The organism is Pseudomonas pisciculturae (assembly GCF_015461805.1).
Lineage (GTDB): Bacteria > Pseudomonadota > Gammaproteobacteria > Pseudomonadales > Pseudomonadaceae > Aquipseudomonas > Aquipseudomonas pisciculturae.
On record NZ_JACVZE010000011.1, the window covers coordinates 86,672 to 106,634 of the forward strand.

At 62.5% G+C, this 19,963-nt stretch carries 17 protein-coding genes; 2 read left to right on the top strand and 15 right to left on the bottom strand.

What is annotated here, in order from left to right:
* Nucleotides 1–45 precede the first annotated feature (45 nt).
* Both ICY20_RS25540 and ICY20_RS25545 read right to left on the bottom strand, forming a co-directional pair.
* The gene (locus ICY20_RS25540; RefSeq protein WP_159962249.1) at nucleotides 46–1,389 is read right to left on the bottom strand and encodes a HAMP domain-containing sensor histidine kinase; all 1,344 of its coding nucleotides are present in this window, start codon (nucleotides 1,387–1,389) and stop codon (nucleotides 46–48) included.
* Entirely contained in the window at nucleotides 1,389–2,090 is a 702-nt protein-coding gene (locus tag ICY20_RS25545; protein ID WP_194938938.1) for a response regulator transcription factor, read from the bottom strand. The genes ICY20_RS25540 and ICY20_RS25545 overlap by 1 nt, the downstream gene beginning before the upstream one ends.
* Nucleotides 2,091–2,224: 134 nt before the next feature.
* Here ICY20_RS25545 and ICY20_RS25550 point away from each other — a divergent pair, with 134 nt between their 5' ends.
* A complete protein-coding gene (locus ICY20_RS25550) occupies nucleotides 2,225–3,049 on the top strand; it encodes a 5'-nucleotidase, lipoprotein e(P4) family (RefSeq protein ID WP_194938939.1) in 825 nt (274 codons plus the stop codon).
* Nucleotides 3,050–3,139: 90 nt separating this feature from the next.
* Here the strand turns inward: ICY20_RS25550 and ICY20_RS25555 are convergent, their stop codons facing one another.
* From ICY20_RS25555 to gabT, 6 genes are all read right to left on the bottom strand, one after another.
* A complete protein-coding gene (locus ICY20_RS25555; protein WP_194938940.1) occupies nucleotides 3,140–4,486 on the bottom strand; it encodes an OprD family porin in 1,347 nt (448 codons plus the stop codon).
* 53 nt (nucleotides 4,487–4,539) lie between these two features.
* Entirely contained in the window at nucleotides 4,540–5,745 is a 1,206-nt protein-coding gene (locus tag ICY20_RS25560; protein WP_159962253.1) for a DUF1624 domain-containing protein, read from the bottom strand.
* A gap of 28 nt (nucleotides 5,746–5,773) precedes the next feature.
* On the bottom strand, nucleotides 5,774–6,529 hold the full coding sequence (locus tag ICY20_RS25565; protein ID WP_159962254.1) for a DUF4198 domain-containing protein: 756 nt from the start codon (nucleotides 6,527–6,529) through the stop codon (nucleotides 5,774–5,776).
* A gap of 1,037 nt (nucleotides 6,530–7,566) precedes the next feature.
* Complete coding sequence (locus tag ICY20_RS25570) at nucleotides 7,567–8,055, bottom strand: Lrp/AsnC family transcriptional regulator (protein ID WP_003174918.1); 489 nt, start codon at nucleotides 8,053–8,055, stop codon at nucleotides 7,567–7,569.
* A gap of 45 nt (nucleotides 8,056–8,100) precedes the next feature.
* Nucleotides 8,101–8,745 (bottom strand): HAD family hydrolase, encoded by a 645-nt coding sequence (locus tag ICY20_RS25575; RefSeq protein ID WP_159958567.1) that lies wholly within the window; start codon nucleotides 8,743–8,745, stop codon nucleotides 8,101–8,103.
* Nucleotides 8,746–8,792: 47 nt separating this feature from the next.
* On the bottom strand, nucleotides 8,793–10,085 hold the full coding sequence (gene gabT, locus ICY20_RS25580; RefSeq protein ID WP_194938941.1) for a 4-aminobutyrate--2-oxoglutarate transaminase: 1,293 nt from the start codon (nucleotides 10,083–10,085) through the stop codon (nucleotides 8,793–8,795).
* Between the two features lie 194 nt (nucleotides 10,086–10,279).
* Between gabT and ICY20_RS25585 the strand changes: the two genes are divergently transcribed.
* A complete protein-coding gene (locus tag ICY20_RS25585) occupies nucleotides 10,280–11,206 on the top strand; it encodes a 2-hydroxyacid dehydrogenase (protein ID WP_194938979.1) in 927 nt (308 codons plus the stop codon).
* A 269-nt stretch (nucleotides 11,207–11,475) separates the two neighbouring features.
* Here the strand turns inward: ICY20_RS25585 and ICY20_RS25590 are convergent, their stop codons facing one another.
* The 7 genes from ICY20_RS25590 to ICY20_RS25620 form a co-directional block, all read right to left on the bottom strand.
* A complete protein-coding gene (locus tag ICY20_RS25590; protein ID WP_194938942.1) occupies nucleotides 11,476–12,555 on the bottom strand; it encodes a tartrate dehydrogenase in 1,080 nt (359 codons plus the stop codon).
* A 20-nt stretch (nucleotides 12,556–12,575) separates the two neighbouring features.
* A complete protein-coding gene (locus tag ICY20_RS25595) occupies nucleotides 12,576–14,036 on the bottom strand; it encodes an NAD-dependent succinate-semialdehyde dehydrogenase (RefSeq protein ID WP_194938943.1) in 1,461 nt (486 codons plus the stop codon).
* A 117-nt stretch (nucleotides 14,037–14,153) separates the two neighbouring features.
* The gene (gene argE / locus ICY20_RS25600) at nucleotides 14,154–15,311 is read right to left on the bottom strand and encodes an acetylornithine deacetylase (protein ID WP_194938944.1); all 1,158 of its coding nucleotides are present in this window, start codon (nucleotides 15,309–15,311) and stop codon (nucleotides 14,154–14,156) included.
* Nucleotides 15,308–16,462, bottom strand: coding sequence for an NAD(P)/FAD-dependent oxidoreductase (locus tag ICY20_RS25605; RefSeq protein ID WP_194938945.1), 1,155 nt, complete (start codon nucleotides 16,460–16,462; stop codon nucleotides 15,308–15,310). The genes argE and ICY20_RS25605 overlap by 4 nt, the downstream gene beginning before the upstream one ends.
* The gene (locus ICY20_RS25610) at nucleotides 16,459–17,835 is read right to left on the bottom strand and encodes an FAD/NAD(P)-dependent oxidoreductase (RefSeq protein ID WP_194938946.1); all 1,377 of its coding nucleotides are present in this window, start codon (nucleotides 17,833–17,835) and stop codon (nucleotides 16,459–16,461) included. The genes ICY20_RS25605 and ICY20_RS25610 overlap by 4 nt, the downstream gene beginning before the upstream one ends.
* Nucleotides 17,817–18,125: a (2Fe-2S)-binding protein gene (locus tag ICY20_RS25615; protein WP_159958581.1), complete on the bottom strand. Its 309-nt coding sequence runs from the start codon at nucleotides 18,123–18,125 to the stop codon at nucleotides 17,817–17,819. Before ICY20_RS25615 ends, ICY20_RS25610 begins: the two co-directional genes overlap by 19 nt.
* Nucleotides 18,122–19,963 carry an ABC transporter ATP-binding protein gene (locus ICY20_RS25620; RefSeq protein WP_194938947.1) on the bottom strand — a complete coding sequence of 614 codons (1,842 nt, stop codon included), beginning with the start codon at nucleotides 19,961–19,963 and terminating at the stop codon, nucleotides 18,122–18,124. Before ICY20_RS25620 ends, ICY20_RS25615 begins: the two co-directional genes overlap by 4 nt.

Below are 19,963 nucleotides of genomic sequence, written 5' to 3' on the forward strand. Positions count from 1 at the left end.
GCAGATGATAATCAGATGCAATAACGAGTAAAGAAACTTAACTTTCTAAACATTTGCCGCTGGCAAGCGCAGGTTCATGCGCAAACCCTGGGCGCCACGGGTGGCCCACAACTCGCCGCCCTGCAGTTCGATGGCACGTCGGGCAATGCTCAAACCCAGGCCAAAACCGGTGCCCACAGTGCCGTCCAGGCGCAGGTAGGCTTCGAAGATGCGTTCAAGGTCATCCTTGGCAACCCCAGGCCCCTGGTCTTCGATCACCAACCACCAACAGTCGCCTTCACGCCAGCCGCTCAGGCGGATCACCCCCTGTTCGGGCGAATGGCGGATGGCATTGCGCAGGATATTTTCCAGGGCCTGGGCAAAGCTGTTGAGGTGCACATGCAATTGGCAGCGGCTGTCCAACTCACAGACCAAACGGTCCAGCGGCCAGCCGGTTTCGAAGTGTGCGTCCTGCGCCAAAGCTTCCCAGACCGAGGCCACCACGACATCTTCGGCTTCGAGGCGCGGTTGTTCGGTGTCGAGCCAGGCCAGGTTGAGGGAGTCGTCCACCAGCCGGCGCATCTCTTCCACCTCCCGCGACAAGCGTTGCTGCAACTGCTCGCGGGGCAGGCCACTTTCACTGGCGATGGTCAAGCGGGCCAAAGGCGTGCGGATTTCATGGGACAAGGTGCGCAGCAATTGCCGCTGTTGATGCAGGTTCTGGCGTAGGCGCTCGGCCATGTGTTCGTAGGCACGGGCCAACTCACCCAGCTCATCCGAACGCCACGTCACGGTGCTGCTGGCCAGCGGCGCCAAGTCGCCGGCACTCAGCGCATTGGCGCGCTCGCGCAGTTCATTCAACGGTTGCACCAAATGCCGATACAGCAGCAACCCCAACCCCAGCGCCAACAACACCGGCACCACGCCGTGGGTCAATACGTGGGTCCACGGCGTCAGCCCTGGCGGCAACAGGCGCTCGGGCAATTGCATCACCAAGCGGCCGCGCTCCGGGTGATGGGGGAAGGCGATGCTCACATACGGCAGCTCATCCTCCAGCCGCTTGCTCATCGGCCAACTGAGTTTGCGCATGAAGGTCAGGTGGCCGACCTGCTCGGCACTCAGCGGCGTGGTGCCCAGGCTTTGCAGGTAGTCATCGAGCACCGCGACCCAGGTGTGCTCGCGCTGCTCCAGCGCCAGGCGCCAGCGCTCCACTGCCTGCGCATCGCCACTGGCCGCGACCTGTTCGGCCTCAGCGGCATAGGCGGCCAGGGCGATGCGGTCCGGTTGCTCCAGAAAGTAGGTGTTGCGCTCAACCTGCAAGCCCCAGCTCCACACCAGCCACACCAGCAGTAGGCAAAAGCCCACTTGCAGCATCGCCATCTTCCACAGCAGTGGGTGCCGACGCTGCATCAAGCGCCTTCGCACATCAGTACGTAGCCTTGGTGGCGCACCGCGTCGATGCGCATGCCCTGAACGTCGATGGCCGCCAGCTTGCGCCGCAGGTTGCACACGTGTACATCCAGGCCACGGTCCAGGCGGGTGTAGGGCCGATGCAGCACATGCTGGTAAAGGAAGGGCTTGGTCAGCGCTTCACCGGCGTGTTCGTGGAGCGTGCACAACAGGCGAAATTCCGAGGTGGTGAGCCCGGCGGCAATGCCGTTCAAGCGCACGTCCCGCGCATAGGTGTCGAACTGCAACGCCGAAGGTCGAGCAAACGACTGCGGCGCTTGGGTACCGCAATCAATCGCCACGCGGCGCAGCAAGGCGTCGATGCGCACATCCAGTTCGGCCAGGCTGAAGGGCTTGGGCAGGTAATCGTCGGCGCCCTGGCTGAAGCCAGTGATGCGGTCCTGCTCGGCGCCAAGGGCCGACATCAAGATCACCGGCGTGCCCCGCTCATGGCGCAGGCGCGAGAGAATCGTCAGCCCGCTTTCATGGGGCAGCATGATGTCCAGCAGGATCAGTTCCACCGGCGAGTGCAGGGCCATGGCCAGGCCCTGGTCACCGCGATGGCTGCTACTGAGGCTGAAACCACGAGCGCTCAGGTGATTGCACAAGTGCGTGCACAGCTCGACGTCATCCTCGATGACAAGAATGCGCGGGGTGGGCATTGGGGGTGACGCCAGATGATAAGTATTCACAGTTACGTCAGTTTCGCATTCGACGAAACATTTCGCAACGTGGTCAATTTTCCTGGGATTGGCTAAGGTGCCGCCCACGCACCCTTTAACTGCGAGACTTTTGCATGCGTAACTTGATCATCGCCAGCCTCTGCCTGCTCGCAGGTTGCCAACAAACCCCACCGGCCAACGACCAACTTGACGCCGTGCTCTGGACCCAAACCTCCATCGAGCACGAGTTGATCTACCGCCAGCTCTTCGCCAACGCCACCCGCCAACTCGACGTGGCCCTGGCCGACCCAACCTGGGACGCCCTGCCCTTCGCCCCACGCAACCTGAACGGCCTGCCGCCGGCGGTGGTGGTGGATATCGACGAGACCGTGCTGGACAACGTGCCGCTCAACGCCCGCGATGTGCTCAACAATCAAATCTATTCCTATGACCGCTGGAACACCTGGGTCGACCAGGCCAAGGCCCAGGCCTTGCCCGGCGCGGTGGCCTTTTTGCAAGCGGCCGAACACAAAGGCATCAAGGTTTACTACGTGACCAATCGCGAGCACAGCCAGGTTGCGGCGACGTTGCGGAACTTGCGCCTGCGGGGCTTTCCGATCCAGAGCGAAGCGCAGATCCTGGCCGCCAGCACCCCCACCGGCCACTGCGAAAGCGCCGGCTACGGCAAGACCTGCCGCCGCCAATGGATCGCCAGCCATGCACGGGTGCTGTTGATGGCCGGGGATTCGCTTGGGGACTTTGTGCAGGCCGAGCACAACACCCTCGCCGATCAGCGCAAGGCGGTGGAGCCTTATGTGAACTGGCTGGGGCAGCGCTGGTTCCTGCTGCCCAACCCGACTTATGGCAACTGGTACAGCGCGCCGTATGGCGATGACGATAAATTGCCGTTCGAGCGCAAGCGCCAGCTTAAGCAGCAGGCGTTGCAGTTGGAGCAGTAGGCTGCGGTACTGGGCGGGCTCACCACAATAATCCCACTCCCCCCACAACAGGCCCACTCACCACAACAAGCCCGCTCATTACAGCTGGCGTTAGAACAAGCGCCCGCCCAAGGGGTATTCCACCGCCAGGCGAATCTGGTTGGCATCCAGCTCCGCCTGCGCCGCGTTGCCCCGATGCACGGCATGGCGCAGGGTGAACGCAAGGTTCTTCGCCACGCCGGACTGCACCACGTAGCGTGCCTGCACGTCCCGCTCCCAATGCTTGCCACCCTCGCCATACCCGAGCCAGGCGTAGCCGCCGTTGGGGTCCATGTGGCTGCCGTCGATGCCGCTGCCACGCACATACAAGGCCGCCAACGTCAGGCCGGGCACGCCGTAGCCCGCCAGGTCCAGGTCATACCGGGCCTGCCAGGATGCCTCACGCGGCGCATTGAAATCCGACAGCGCCACCGCGTTACTCAGGTAAATCGCCCCGCGTGTCACGTAGTCAAACGGCGTATCGCCGCTGACTTTCTGATAGCCGACACCGACGCTGTGGGCACCGAGTTTGTAGGTCGACATCAGGCTCCAGGTGGTGTTGTCGATGCGCCCCGATAACGCCTTGCCGGTGTCTGTGGTTCGGTAGAAGTTCAGGTCAAACACCAACGACTGACCGGGCACCAGTGACCGGGTGTAGACCGCGCCCAGGTAGTGCTGGCGCCAGGTATCCTCATAATGGGCACTGAACAGGCTGGCGCTCAGCCCCTTGATCGCCGTGTTACGCACGCCCACCAAATCAAAACGATTGCCCTGCTTGCCGTTGGAGTAGTTGACGACAAAACCCTGGTCATGACTGCTGGCGTTGCGGTCGGTGCTCTCGTTGAAGTGACCGGCGAACAGGGTGGTGGCAGGCAACTCGCGGCTGGTCAATAACCAGCCGGTGGCGGTTTCTGGCAGCAGGCGGCTGTCGGACGAGGCAAACACCGGGGTTTTAACCCGTTGCTCGCCGTAGCGCAGTTCGGTCGAAGAAAAACGCAGCTTGGCCACCGCGCCACCGCGGCTGGATTGGCCCTTGGGGTGGCCATCATTATCGACGCCCAACAGCCGCGCCTTGCCGGCACGCCCGCCACCGCTGTCCAGCGCCCAGGCGGAATAAACGTGGGCGTCCAAGCCAAAACCGACGGTGCCGGTGGTAAAGCCCGAGGTGTAGTCGGCCATCAGGCCATAGGCCCACTCTTCGGCCAGGTCACTGCGTTCGGCTCTGGGTTTGTAGGCATTGCGCGCGCCATTGCTGACGGCGCCGTGTTGATAGTCGCGGCGGTCGTAGACGCTGCGGTTGAGCAGGTTCCATTGGCTGGCGTCGATAAAACCGGTGGCGCTGTCTTGTTCGGCGGCAAAGGCGAGCAGGCTCTGCCCGCCCAATGCCAATAGCAGGGTGCGGCTCGAGAAAGTCTTCACGGTGTCGCTCCAGTCAAAGGTGTTGCGCAAGGTGCGCAACACCGTGGGTGACGTCAGAGGTATTTGAGGATCGCGATATCGCGACGGCGCTGCTTGAGGTTGGCGAACCAACGCGTGGGGAAGAACAACAATACGCCGAGGATCACACTCCACAACCACACCGCCGGCAGGTCGTCAAAGCCGTAATAAGTGCCCTGGTTGGCGCCCCAGATCGCCAGCGCCACCAGGTACATGGCCTTGAGCACGTACAGGTGCAGCAGGTAGAAAAACATCGGCGCACCGCCATAGATCGCCAGGGTCGCGGTGCTCCAGCGGTCCTGGGCCTTCTCGAAAAACGCCAGCAGCAGCAACGACAGCGCCAGGGTTGGCATGAGGAACATCAGCGACGGCGGGTACTTCTTCGCACTCATAAAGCTCATGAACGTGCGCAGCGCATCACCGGTCTGCACCCAGGGTTTTTCGCCGTAGACGTTGAGGTAGCGGATAAACACAAACGCCACCAACAGGCCCACGCCCAACTTGATCAACCGCGAGATACGCACGGCCGAGGGCGTGTCTTTGCCAAACCACGGGCCAATGCCCCAGCCCAGCAGAATCACGCCGATCCATGGCAATATCGGGTAGGTCGTACGCGCCCGTGTGAACTCGGTGATGTCGATAAATACCCGCTGATGCAGGATCGACCACGGCACATAGAACGGCGACTCCGGCCCCACCGTCACGCCATCGAGCAGGTTATGCCCGGCGACAATCGCCACCCCCAGCACGATCAGCCAGGAGCGTTTGAAATGCAGCAACCCGGCGAGCACGATCATGCACAGGCCGATGCACCAGATCACTTGCAACCACAGGGTCTTGGGCGGGAACTCGGCGTTCCAGGCAAAGCACACAAAGGTGATTTCCAGGAACACCAGAAACAGGCCGCGCTTGAGCAGAAATACCGAGGTCTCGCGCGCACTGTGTTTCTGGCTGTAGAGCCACGCCGACAAGCCCGTGAGGAAGATAAACGCCGGGGCGCAGATCTCGCTGAGCATGCGGGTGAAGTACAGGTCCGGGGTGACGCTCAACGCGTCAATCGGGTCGGTGACCTGGCGGTGCAGCAAGAAGGTTTCGCGCACGTGGTCGATCAACATCAACAGCATCACAAAACCGCGCAACGCATCGATCGCCAGCATGCGCGTGGCGGCTGTCGCTTTACTGAGGGCACGCGCAGGGGCAGCAGTGCCCGCTTGACCGGCCAATCCTGAAGAAAGGGTCATATCAATCACTCATGTAAGAGGGGGTGAATCAGGCGGTTTTTTTCAGCCTGGCAACTTCCGAAGCGGGCAACTGCGACGGTGCCCGAGGCAACGGCGCCTGGCCTTGCTCGCGCTGGAACGACAGCGTCGAACTGAAGCGCTGCACATCGAACGCTTCGGCCTTGCCCTCAGGGTTGATGCGCTCGCCAGGGCTGTTGACCTGATGCTCGACAGCCACCACGTAAGTGCCCTGCCACGGCAGCTGGAAGCTGACTTTGCCGGTGGCGTCGCTGTGCTGTTTGAACACTTCACCGGAGGCGGTTTCCAGCACCACCTCCTGATCCGCCAGGGGCTTGCCGGCGTAGAACACCTGGAACTGTGCACTGCCGGCATCGGCAATGCCGGTGGGCACGATGTCCAGGGTCAATTGCGGAGTGCGGGCGCGCAGGTCGCCGACCCAACGGGTGGCGGGTGTCCAGTGGGCCTTGCCCTCCTTCACCTCGAACAGCGGATAGTGCAGGTCCTGGGCCAGCAGCGAATCCTCCCGCTGTGGTTGAGTCGTTAATGCAAACGCCTGTCGCTGTAGGCTCAGGCCGAACGGTGCGGCCATTGACCAGGCTTTAAGCTGCTTGAACCGGTCCAATCCCCCCGGCGTTACCTCCAACACATTTTTGTCGTACTCCCCGTAGTACAAAGCCAGTGGCTGGCCGGGAAGTTGCTCGTACCAAATCTGGTGTGCCTCGCTGGTCGTTGCCAGCATTAGCGCACCCAAACCCAACAGTGCTTTTGCGTTGCTCATACGCATTTTTATCGCTCCGATTGGTGGTGTTCAACGAAGGGTTGATGCGGCTGAAAACCACCGCACAACCTCGCGCTCCCTCACTCTGGCTGCATTACAACGCAGGGACTTTTGCGGTTTGCGCCGAATTGCGGGCTTGGATCGGCGAAGATCACTGTTTAAGGGCTGGAAAAAGTATTTTGTGCGGGGTGCTTCGGGATGAGGCGTTTAGTAACGCTTGGGGGGTGGGTGTGGTTGATTGAGGTGCAGGAGGGTGTGGGGTGTGGGGGTGTGTATATCCGTTATTTGGGTAACGGCGGCTATTGGTTCCGCCCTTACGGCGGGTCACTTTTGGAAAGAGCCCAAAAGTAACCAAAAGGCTCTTGCCCCACCACTCGGCACCTCGCCTAGGCTCGGTGTGCCCTCACTCCGGCTTGAATCCGTGGGCCGCCGTCATGGGCCATCCTTGGCCCAGGACGGCTAACCCGGCGTCCTGCCGGGTTACCCACGGATTCAAGCCTGCGTTCGGCCAGCGTGGTTAACGGGGCGCTTCAGATCAAGATCAAAAGCCAAATCAAAAGCCAGAGCCAGAGCCAGAGCCAGAGCCAGAGCCAGAGCCAGAGCCAGAGCCAGAGCCAGAGCCAGAGCCAGAGCCAGAGCAAACCACTTTCCATCTGATACATAGAGATCAAAACTGTGGGAGGGGGCTTGCCCCCGATGGCGGTGGATCAGCCAATGAATGAGTTGACTGAAACACTGCCATCGGGGGCAAGCCCCCTCCCACATTTGAACTGTGAACGGCATGAAATACCGGTCGGCTCTAAGGCCGCCGCGCTCTTGCTTTTGATCTGGGGTCGCCCCGTCAAACACGCTGGCCGAAGTGAGGGCATGCCGAGCCTAGGCGAGGTGCCGAGTGTTGGGGCGTGTACGGGACAACCACATGGTTTACAAAAAAGTGCATTCACATAGGTGGCCGTTACCGCAGGAATGGATATGTACCCCGAAAAACCGCCATCGCAGGCAAGCCCCCTCCCACATTTTGATCCGGTTTACACCCAAGGCCCTCAGTGCCGTAGCAGCTTGCGCAACGGCACCCCATCCTTAAGCACCGGCGACTTGATCACGATATAACTGAAGTACTTCGATATCCCAATATTCTTATCCAGCAAACTCTCAACCACTTCCTGATAATGCTGAATGCTGCGCGTCATGAACCGCACCAAATAGTCATACCCCCCACTGATCAAGTGGCATTCGAGTACCTCATCCACCAACCGAATGTTGGACTCGAACTTGGCAAAGTCTTCACGCTTGTGGTCGCTGAGGGTGATCTCGGTAAACACCGTGACCGAATCGGTGATCTTGGCCAGGTTCAAGTGCGCCTTGTAGCTGGAAATATACCCCGCCGACTCCAGCCGCTTGACCCGTTGCAGACACGGGCTGGCCGACAGGCCCACGGCGTCGGCGAGGCTGACGTTGGTCATGCGGCCGTCCTTTTGCAATTCAACCAAAATGCTGATGTCGATCCGGTCCAGCTTGACGAGCCCTTCCATTGCGTACCTCTTGACTGCCGTTTGTAAGACAATCTTCTAGCAAAATCAGCGCCGTAAAGACAGCTGATGCTGCGCCACCAGATCCGCCATGCTGTTGATGCAGTAATCCGCCGCGCACGGAGAAGGCTGCCGCGCCCGGTGGCGGCCGATCAAACAGCGGTCCAGCGCCACTTGCGCACCGTCCGATTGCCGCGTGATATGCAGGATCGGCTCGACTTCGGCGCCCTGGCGGTTGAGCCATTGTGGGTCTTCGGCCAGGGAAATGAAGTCTTCCGGTGCAATCCCCAAGCGTTCGCACAGTGCACCCCGATCTTCCGCATCACGGTCGCCGCGCACCAACAGGCGGTAGAACTTGCGCAAATACAGCATCGCCCCCGGCGCATCTTCAAACAGCGACCAGTTGCCCGCCGACCGGGCAAAGCTCATGCCCTCCTCCCAACTGGCGTGCAGCCCCCACGTCTCGGCGAGCTGACGATGGGCGAAACACAACACGCCACTAAAGCCTAGCTCAGCGAAGCGCGGGTAGAGGCCTGCCACCACCGCGCTGAACTCCGCCAACACCTGCTCCTTGGACGGCTGCCCACCACGGGTGTCGAGCAGCGGTTGCAACGCTGCCCACACCCCAGAGTCGCGGTCCACCAGTACTTCATCGCAGTCAATCAGCAACGCTCGATAATCTGTCAGCCCCATGGTGGGTCAAGCCTCCTTGATGCGTTTCACCCGTAGCGGGCACAGCCTCAGTTCAAGACCCGTGCCAAGGCCGCGTCGAGAATCTGCAGGGCTTCGTCGATCTGTGCTTCGGTGGCCACCAGTGGCGCAAGGAAGCGCAGTACGTTGCGGTGCACGCCGCACTTGATCACCAGCAAACCACCGGCGCGGGCGGCGTCGATCACTTGTTGATTGAGGTCGGCATCCGGGGTGCGGGCCGCGTCGGTCTTGATCAGCTCGATGGCCAGCATGAAACCGGTGCCGCGCACGTCGCCGATGTTCGGGTAGCGCGCCTGCAAGCCGAGCAGGCCTTTACGCAGGCGTTCGCCCAGCACTTGGCTGCGGGCGAGCAATTGCTCTTGCTCAAACGCGTCGATCACCGCCAACGCCGCCGCGCAGGCCAGGGCGTTGCCGCCATAAGTGCCACCCAAGCCGCCGGGCAGAGGTGCGTCCATGATCTGCGCCTTGCCCACCACGCCAGACAACGGCAAGCCACCGGCCAGGCTCTTGGCCACGGTGACCAGATCGGGCTGGATGCCGGCGTGCTGGAAACCGAACCAGGTGCCCGTGCGCCCGAAACCGGTCTGGATTTCATCGAGGATCAGCACAATGCCGTGCTTGTCGGCCAACGCACGCAGGGCCTTGAGGAACTCCGGCGGCGCGGTCAGGAAACCGCCATCGCCTTGCACCGGCTCGATAATGATCGCCGCGACCCGTTCTGGCGCCACTTGGGTGGCGAGCAATTCATCCAGCGCATTGAGCGCCACTTCGCTGGTCACGCCGCGATAAGCATTCGGATACGGCGTATGGAACACCTCCGGCGCAAACGGCCCGAAGTTCTGTTTGTAGGGTTGGCTCATGCCGGTCAGCGTGGTGCCCAGCAAAGTACGGCCATGGAAACCGCCGCGAAACGCGATCACTGCCGAGCGATTGGTGTGGGCGCGAGCGATCTTCACCGCATTTTCCACTGCCTCGGCGCCGGAGGTGAAAAACGCCGCTTTATAGGCCTCCTTGCCACCGACCATCTCGCACAGGCGCTGGGCCAGGTCGAGGTAAGGCTGGTAAGCCACCACCTGGAAACACGCATGGGAGACCTTCTGCAACTGCGCCTGCACGGCGGCGACCACCTTGGGGTGGTTGTGGCCGATATTGAGCACGCCGATGCCGCCGACGAAGTCCAGGTAACGCTTGCCATCCACGTCCCACAACTCGGCGCCCTGGGCGCGGTCGATCACCAGCGGGTGCGCGGTGACCAGCCCACGGGGCACGAACTGCTCGCGCTGACGGAGCAAATGAGGGGTTTCGTCGACTTTGCTATTCATGGCATTTCCCATCGTGAGTCCGGCAACCGGGAAGTGGTTGCGATGCTGTTCAGATTACGGGGTACGGGCAACGCACTACGCCGAACTTGGCCTGTGAGAAATTCGGATCCACTGTTTTGCCCCTGCCTTTCAACAGATCCTGCGCCGGGGTTTGGGCGATGATGAATGCTCCCTTTATCCAGCAGGAAATGCCCATGGCCTTGCTCTACAAAGCCGACCCGGTGCGCGGCCAACACTGGCTGGCACTGTTTGCCGAACATGCACCGGATATCGAATGGCGCGCCTGGCCCGACATCGGCAATCCCGAAGAGATCGAGTACCTGGCGGCCTGGACAGCGCCGGATGATGTGGCGCAGTTGCTGCCCAACCTCAAAGTGCTGTTTGCCCTGTCGGCGGGCGTGGATCAACTGGACCTGTCGCGCCTACCGCCCGAACTGCCGGTGGTGCGCCTGCTTGACCCAGGCATCACCCGTGGCATGTGCGAATACGCCAGTTGGGCCGTGCTTAGCCTGCACCGGGACATGCTGCGCTACCGCCAGCAGCAGGTTGCGCGGTGCTGGCAGGCGCATCTGCTACAACCAGCGGCCAATCGGCGGGTTGGCGTGATGGGGTTGGGCACACAGGCCCAGCAGATCCTGGCGACACTGGCGCCGTTGGGGTTCGCCCTGTCGGGGTGGGCGCGCAGTGTTCGGCATTTGCCTGGGGTAGCGTGTTATGCGGGGGAAGAACAACTGCCCGCCTTCTTGGGCCAGTGCGATATTTTGCTGTGTGTGCTGCCATTGACTGAGCAGACCCAAGGCATTCTGGATCGACAACTGTTTGCCCAACTGCCAAAAGGCGCGGCGCTGATCAATATGGGCCGAGGTGGGCATCTGGTTGAACAGGATTTACTGGAAGCGCTGGCGAGCGGGCAACTGAGTGGCGCGGTGCTGGATGTCTTGCAGGAAGAACCGGCCCCGCCGGGTCACCCGTTCTGGACGCATCCGCAGATTGTAATCACGCCACATATTGCCGCGATGACCCAGCCACAAAGCGCGTTCGGCGTGTTGCTGGAAAACATCCGACGCTTCGAGCGCGGTGAGCCCATGGTAGGCGAGATCAATCGAACACTCGGCTACTGATGTATGAAGATCAAAATGTGGGAGTAGGCTTGCCCACGATAGCGGTGGGTCAGCCGACAGATGCACCGCCTGACACTCAGCCTTCGCGGGCAAGCCCGCTCCCACAGGGGATCGGCGGTGTGCTCAATTCCCAGGCCCGGCACAGATTCTAATGTGGGAGGGGGCTTGCCCCCGATGAGGGAGTGTCAGTTAGCACATTTATAACTGACACACCGCCATCGGGAGCAAGTCGAATCGTCGCATCGCCCCTCCCACCTTTTTCGACCGTGTTACAACCTTTCTGCAATCGCCATTCCCACGTCTTGGGTCGAGCCCTTCCCGCCCAAATCCGGCGTAATCGGCCCTTCGGCAATCACCGCTTCAATCGCGCGCAAAATCCCGTCATGGGCCGCCCGATAGCGCTCGTCCCCATTGCCCAAAAAGTCCAGCATCAACGCTCCCGACCAGATCATCGCAATCGGGTTGGCGATGTTCTGCCCATAGATATCCGGCGCCGAGCCGTGCACCGGTTCGAACAGCGAGGGAAACCGCCGCTCCGGGTCAAGGTTGGCCGAGGGTGCAATGCCGATGGTGCCCGCACACGCCGGGCCCAGGTCGGAGAGGATGTCGCCAAACAGGTTCGACGCCACCACCACGTCAAACCGATCCGGCTGCAAAACAAACCGCGCACACAGGATGTCGATGTGCTGCTTGTCCCACGTCACCTCGGGGTAGTTGGCCGCCATCAGTGCCGTGCGTTCATCCCAGTACGGCATGCTGATGGAGATGCCATTGGACTTGGTCGCCGCCGTGAGCCGCTTGCGCGGGCGGGTCTGGGCCAGGTCGAAGGCGAATTTGAGAATGCGGTCCACACCACGCCGGGTGAATACCGACTCCTGCAACACGAACTCATGCTCGGTGCCTTCGAACATCTTGCCGCCCACCGAGGAGTACTCGCCCTCGGTGTTCTCGCGGATCACTACAAAGTCGATATCCCCAGGCTCGCGCCCGGCCAGCGGGCACGGCACGCCGGGGAAGAGCCGCACCGGGCGGATGTTCACATACTGGTCGAAGTCGCGCCGGAACTTGAGCAACGAACCCCACAGAGAGATATGGTCCGGCACTTTGTCGGGCCAGCCCACGGCGCCAAAGTAGATGGCGTCATACCCCTTGAGTTGCTCGAACCAGTCGTCGGGCATCATCTGCCCGTGTTCCAGGTAGTAGTCGCAGTGGGCCCAGTCGAGCACTTCGATGCTCAGGTTCAGGTCCCAGGTTTTTGCCGCCTGCGCTAACACCCGCAGCCCTTCGGGCAGCACTTCCTTGCCAATGCCATCGCCAGCAATCGCGGCGATTCTGAATGCCTTGCTCATTGCTCACTCCCCATTAACTGTCAGTTCAAGCCGCCAATGTGGAAGGCTTTGACTTCAAGGTATTCGTCCAGGCCGTACTTGCTGCCTTCACGGCCTAACCCAGATTGTTTAATACCGCCAAACGGCGCGACTTCCATCGAGATAATCCCGGTATTGAGCCCAACCATGCCGAACTCCAGCGCCTCGCCGAAACGCCATGAGCGCTGAAAGTTTTGGGTGAAATAGTAGGCGCCCAGGCCATACGGCGTGGCATTCGCCAGAGCCAGCGCTTCGGCCTCAGTGCTAAAGCGCATCAACGGCGCCACCGGGCCGAAGGTTTCTTCGTTGGCCAGCAACATGCCCGCGTGAGCATCGCCCAGCACCGTGGGTTGCACGAACTGGCTGTCGCCGCCGGGGATCGCGCCGCACAGCAGTTTGGCGCCCTGGCTCAACGCATCGTCGATATGCCGCGCCACCTTGTTCACTGCTGCCGGGTTGATCAGTGGGCCGATGGTCACGCCGTCTTCCAGGCCGTTGCCGACCTTGAGCTTGCCCACTTCTTCCACCAACCGTGCAGCGAAGCGCTCGTAGATACCGTCCTGCACCAGGATGCGGTTGGCGCACACACAGGTCTGCCCGGCATTGCGGAATTTGCTGATCATCACCCCGGCCACCGCCTGTTCCAGGTCAGCGTCATCGAACACCACGAACGGCGCATTGCCCCCCAGCTCCAGGCTCAGGCGCTTGATGTGCTCGGCGCTCTGGCGCATCAGCAGGCGGCCAACGGCGGTGGAGCCGGTAAAGGAAATCTTACGCACCGCAGAGTTGCCGGTCAGTTCTTCACCGATGCCCGCAGGCAGCCCAGTGATCACGTTGAACACGCCAGCAGGAATGCCGACGCGCTCGGCCAATACCGCCAACGCCAAGGCCGACAGCGGCGTAAGGTCCGAGGGTTTGACGATGATCGGGCACCCAGCCGCCAACGCTGGCGCGCACTTGCGGGTGATCATCGCGTTAGGGAAATTCCACGGGGTAATCGCGGCGCACACGCCCACTGGCTGCTTCAACGTCAGCAGGCGCCGATCACCACTGGGCGCGGGCATGGTTTCGCCGTACACCCGACGCGCTTCCTCGGCGAACCATTTGACGAAACCGGCGCCGTAGCGCACTTCGCCCTTGGCTTCGTTGAGGGGCTTGCCCTGTTCGCTGGTCATGATCAGCGCCAGGTCGTCGAGGTTGTCGATCATCGCCTGATACCAGCGCTCCAACAGCGCCGCACGCTCGGCCGCCGGGCGCGCACGCCAGGCGGGCCAGGCGCGTTCGGCGGCTTCGATGGCGCGACGGGTGTCGACGGCGTCCATCGCCGGTACCTTGGCGAGCAACTCGCCAGTGGCAGGGTCGTGGATGGCCAAGGTGGCGCCGCTGTCGGCAGCGATCCACTGGCCGTCTACATAAGCCAATTCAGCCAGCAGGCTGGGGTCTTGCAAGCGAGTGTTGAGCATGGTCGAGTCCTGATCCGAGACAGCTTCCAGTCTAGGGAGCCACCACGGATAAGGATGCCGAAAGCGCGGTGTCAGCAGCGTGCCGTGCTGAATTCAAGCCCAGGACGGCAGGCTCTGCTACGCCTTCAACGAGCCCAGCAGGCCTTGCAGAAAGTGCGCGCCGGCGTCCATCTGGCTGATCTCGATAAACTCATCCGGCTTGTGGGCCTGCTCGATGGACCCCGGCCCGCAGACCACCACCGGCACGTCGAGCCGCTGCTTGAACAGGCCGCCTTCGGTGCCGAACGAAACCTTGGACGTGCCGACATCCGGCGCGGCAAATTGCTTGAGAAAACTCACCGCCTCGACCGTCGGATGAGTCTCCAGGCCGGGGTAGACGTTGATCGTTTCGATCTCGATGGCCGCCACGCTGGAGAGTTTCTGCGCCTCGCGCACAATCACTTCGGCGCGCTCGCGCATCTGATCGAGGAACTGGTCCAGGTCGTCCGCCGGCAGGTTGCGCACCTCGAAATCCAGGGTGCACAGGTTGGGCACGATATTGAGCGCCTTGCCGCCAACAATCTGCCCCACATGCACGGTGCTGTAGGGCACGTCGTAGTCATGGTCTTGGGCGCCATGTTGCTCCAGTTGCCGCTGGCTATCGCGCAGCGCGGCGATAAAGTCGCAGGCCACGTGAATGGCGTTGACCGAACGCGGCGCCAGCGATGAATGCGCTTCCAACCCGCGACAGTAGGTGCGGTACGAGCCCTTGCCCTTGTGGCCGAGCACGAATTGCATATTGGTCGGCTCGCCGATCAGGCACAAAAACGGCCGCACCGGCGCCAGGTGCAGCACGTCCAGCAGGCGGCGTACGCCGACGCAGCCGATCTCTTCGTCATGGGACAGCGCCAGTTGCAACGGGCGGGTCAGGTGGTGGTCGGCGGCGTCAAGCATGGCGTCGATGGCCAGGGCGATAAAGCCCTTCATGTCGCAGCTGCCACGCCCGTAGATGCGCCCGTCCTGCACGGTGGCGGCAAATGCAGGAAAGGTCCACGCCTGCCCCGCCGCCGGCACCACATCGGTGTGGCCAGAGAGCAACACGCCGGGCTGGTTTTTCGGGCCGGTGCTGGCAAACAGGTTTGCCTTTTTGCCGCTTTCGTCCTTGACGATCAGCGACTCGATGCCCTTGGTCAGCAACAGGTCGCGCACGTAGTGGATCAGGGCCAGGTTGGATTCCGACGACACCGTGTCGAAGGCCATCAGCTGTTTGAGAATCTCTAAAACGCGGGGGGTCATGAGGCCTGGCTCCGTTGTGCATCAGGTAAGGCAAAGCGCGTGATGGAAAACGGCGCGATGGGCGTGCTGGTGGCGCCGGTGCTGAGCAGTTCAGCCATCACATCACCCACGCCGGGGCCGAGCTGGAAGCCATGGCCGCAAAAGCCAAAGGCGTAGAACAGCCCGTCGACGGTGCCGCTGGGGCCCATGATCGGCAACGAGTCCGGGAGGTAGCCTTCGATGCCGCTCCACACGCGGATGATGTTCAGGTTGCCCACGCCCGGCAACAGGCGGCGCATCTGGCTGATCTGGTTGAGGATGCTGCGCGGCTCCACGTAGGCGCGGCGGTTGAGCATGTCCGGCTTGCTGCGGTAGCCGCCACCGATGACGATATTGCCCCGAGGAATCTGGCGGAAGTAGATAACCTCTTCAGGGATCTTGGTGTACACGCCAATCACCGTGGGCAACGCGTAGGGCACCGGCTCGGTCACCGCCATTTGCGGGCCGTGGGTGTCCAGCGGCACCGGTTCGCCGAACTGGGCCGAGAGTTTCTGGCCCCAGGCGCCGGCGGTGATCAACAGTTGGGCGGCGTGGAATTGGCGGCCATCGGTGGTGGTGATGTGGAAATCACCCCCGACTTTCTGCACTTCGGCCACCTCGGTGCGCTCTTCAATCTGCGCGCCCAGCCGGATCGCTGCACGGGCAAAGGCCGGGGCGGCCAGGCGCGGGTTGGCGTGGCCGTCGTGGGGTGCGTACGAGCCGCCCTTCACATCCGGGCCAAGAAAGCCGAAGCGCTTGTGCAACTCGGCACCGCGATAGATTTTCAAGTCCAGTTGCGCCGCTTCCGGCGCGGCGGCGTAGGCCTCAAGCTCAGCGATTTCATCTTCGCGATAACACACGCGCATATGCCCGCTGGGGATAAATTCCAGGTCATCGTCGATCAGCTCCGGCAGGCGTTTCCACAGCGCCCACGAACGGTTGGCCAGAGCCAACTGGCCGAGGAAGCGCCCTTGCCTGCGCACATTGCCGAAGTTGACGCCGCTGGCGTACTGGCCGATCTGGTCGCGCTCCAGCAGGATCACCGACTGCCCACGCCTGCGCAGAAAAAACGCCGTGGCTGCGCCCATCAAGCCACCGCCCACAATCACCACATCTGCTTTTTGCACACTCATGGCGCGACCTCTTCGGTGAGCATCGACAAGGGTTTGACCGGCGCCTGACCGCGCTGGCGGCCGACTTCCTGCACCTGTACGCCGGCACACGCGGCGATCACTTCGGCACCGGCCTGGGAGCAATAACGCCCCTGGCAGCGGCCCATGCCCACACGGCTAAAGGCCTTGGCACGGTTGACTTCGCAGGCGCCCTTTTCGTTCACGGTGCGGCGCAGCTCGCCGGCGCTGATCATTTCGCAGCGGCACACGATGGCGCTGTCGGGCAGCGTCTTGGCCTGTTCGCTGGGCCAGGGGAAGGCTTGCGCCAGGCCGAGGCGGAATTGGTCCATGACGGCCAAGGCTTGCTGCTGCTCGTCACACAGGCCGGCGTTCACCGGCAGTTTCAAATCTTCCAGCAAGGCCAACGCCACCAGGCGCCCGGCGTGCTCGGCGGCATCGGCACCGCGAATTTTCGACCCGTCACCGGCCGCGTAAACGCCTTTGACTGAAGTGCGCCCCAGCCCATCGGTATCCAACCACCATTGGCCGGACGCCTGATCGAAGGCCATGGCGCAACCGGCCAAGTCCCCGAGTTGGGTCTCTGGTCGCAGGTGATAACCCAGCGCAACGGCGTCGGCCTGAACGGTTTGAACCTGCCCGCTGCCGGTGGTGAAGCGCACCCCCATTACACCATTGGCGGCATCCCCCAGAACCTGCAAAGGCTTGACACCCAGATGCACGGCGATCTTGGCGCGGTACAGCTGAGCCAAGAGTTTAAGCCCGGTAAACAGCACCCCAGGCCGCGCCAACAATTTCGGCAAGGCCTTGATGCGCAGGCTCATGGGCGACGTATCCAGCACGGCCGCGACGACAGCCCCGGCCTTCACATATTGGCTGGCCACCAGGTACAGCAACGGCCCGCTGCCCATGAACACCACGCGATGACCGATGGAGACCGCCTGGTTTTTCAAGGCGATCTGCGCCCCGCCCAGGCTATAGGTGCCCGCCAGCTGCCAACCTTCGATGGGCATCAAGCGGTCGGTGGCGCCGGTGCACAGGATCAGCGCGTCGTAATCCACCGTGCTGTGACGGCCCTGACTCACGCAGCACAACTGCCCCGGCGTGAGGTTCCACACCAGGGTGTCGGGGCGGTAGTCGATAGCGCCACGCAGGCGGTCGAAGCTCTGGTGCAGGTCTTGCGCCTTGGCCGCTTCGCTGCCGTACAAGGTGCTGTAGTCGCGGGTAAAACCTTCGGGCTGGCGACGGTAGATCTGCCCACCGTCGCGGCGGTTTTCATCGATCAGGATCGGCGTGATGCCAGCCGCCACCAAGGTTTCGGCGCAACGCACACCGGCCGGCCCAGCGCCGATGATGACTACCCGTGCAGTGGCCATATTGCCTCCGGTTGTGTGGTGACAATGTCCAGCCCTTCGCGCACTTCATTGGAGCAGGCGCGCAGGCGTTCGCCGCTGCGGGTCCAGACCCAGCAGTCCTGGCACGCGCCCATCAGGCAGAAACCGGCGCGGCGGCCGCTGTCGAATTCGGATTGGCGCAGCGCGTTGCCCTGGGTCAGCAGCGCGACCATCAGCGTGTCACCCTGCAGGGCCTCGATGGCTGTGCCATCCACGGTCAGGCTGACCGTCGGCCGCCCCTGTTCGGCCAACCTTACAAAACGCCCGCTCATGCGTAGGCTCCCAAGCTGAGTGTGGTGACGTCCTGCTGTGTCTTGAGCAGTTGAGCGCCGTCGTGATGGCAAAGGATTTCACCACCGTTGTCCAGGGTGCGGCGGTTCGGCGCGGTGCGGTTGCACAGGCCATCCACACGCACCGGGCAGCGATTGAGAAAGGTGCACAGCTCCGGCACGTTGGCGCGCTCGCCAATCGGCGGCAGCGCGCCGCAGGTGGTGCCGCAGTTTTCCAGCCAGCCCTGGCGCAGCTCCGGCACCGAGTGGATCAGCAGGTCGGTATACGGATGGAACGGCGCTTCGCTGAACGACTGACGGCTACCGGCCTGCACCTTGTGGCCGCTGTACATCACCACAATGTCATCGCACAGGGCGCGCACAGTGGAGATGTCGTGGCTGATAAACAGGTACGACACGCCGAGTTGCTGGCGCAGGTCGCGCAACAGTTCGAGGATGGCTGCGCCGACTACGGTGTCGAGGGCCGAGGTGACTTCATCGCACAGGATCAAGTCAGGCTTGGCCGCCAGGGCACGGGCCAGGTTGACCCGTTGCTTTTGCCCACCGGAAAGCTCGCTCGGGCGGCGTTCGGCCATGTCTCGCGGCAGGCGCACCAGGTCGAGCAACTCGCCGATGCGTGCCTGCAACGCCGCGCCCTTGAGGCCGAAGTACATCTTGAGCGGACGACTGAGGATGGTCGCCACGCTGTGCATGGGGTTCAGCGCGGTGTCGGCGTTCTGGAACACCATTTGGATGCGGCGGAACTGCTCCGGGGTGCGTTCTGACAGGCTCGCGCCCAAGGGTTGGCCGTCAAACGTCAGGCCACCCAACGCAGGCGTCAACAAACCCGCCACCACGCGCGCCAGGGTGGACTTGCCCGAACCCGACTCGCCGATCACCCCAATGGCCTGGCCACGGCGCACAGTGAGGTCGATGTCTTCGAGCACACGAATCGACGGCATGCCTTGCAGGTTCTTGTTGCCGTAGCCGGCGGTGAGGCCGCTGATGGTCAGCAGCGGCGCGTCTTCGGCAATGCCGCAGGGCGGGCGAATGGTGGTGTCGGGGCGCGCAGCGGCCAGCAGGCTACGGGTGTATTCGTGGGCCGGGCCTTTGAGCAGCGGCGCGGTGGCGCTCTGTTCAAGAATTTGCCCGCCGTTGAGCACCACGATCTGGTCGGCCATTTGCGCCACCACCGCCAAGTCGTGAGACACGTACACCGCCGTGGCGCCGCGCTCGCGTACCACGCGTTTGAAGGCGCGCAGTACGTCGATCTGAGTGGTCACGTCCAATGCGGTCGTCGGCTCATCCAGCACCACCAGCAACGGGTCACTGATCAGCGCCATCGCCGCCATCACCCGTTGCAGTTGCCCGCCGGATACCTGATGCGGGTAGCGTTGGCCGATGCGTTCCGGATCCGGCAGAGCCAAATCGCGAAACAGGCCGATGGCCTTGGCTTGCAGCTCGGCGCGGCTACCAAGGCCGTGGATCAGGGCGCCCTCCACCACTTGGTCGATCAGCTTCTTGGCGGGGTTGAACGCCGCTGCGGCACTTTGCGCGATATAAGACACGCGGTTACCGCGCAGGCCTTGCAGTTGTTTTTCGCTGAGGGCGAGCATGTCGTGTTCCCCCACCTGCACCACGCCGCCAGACAAGCGACAACCGCGCCGGGCATAACCGAGCAAGGCCAGGGCAATGGTGGTTTTGCCGGAGCCGGACTCGCCGATCAGCGCCAATACTTCGCCCTTTTCCAGGCTAAAGCTCACACCCTTGACGATCTCCACCTCGCCGCGCTCGCCACAGGCGACTACGCGCAGGTCTTGCACACGAATCAATTCGGTCAT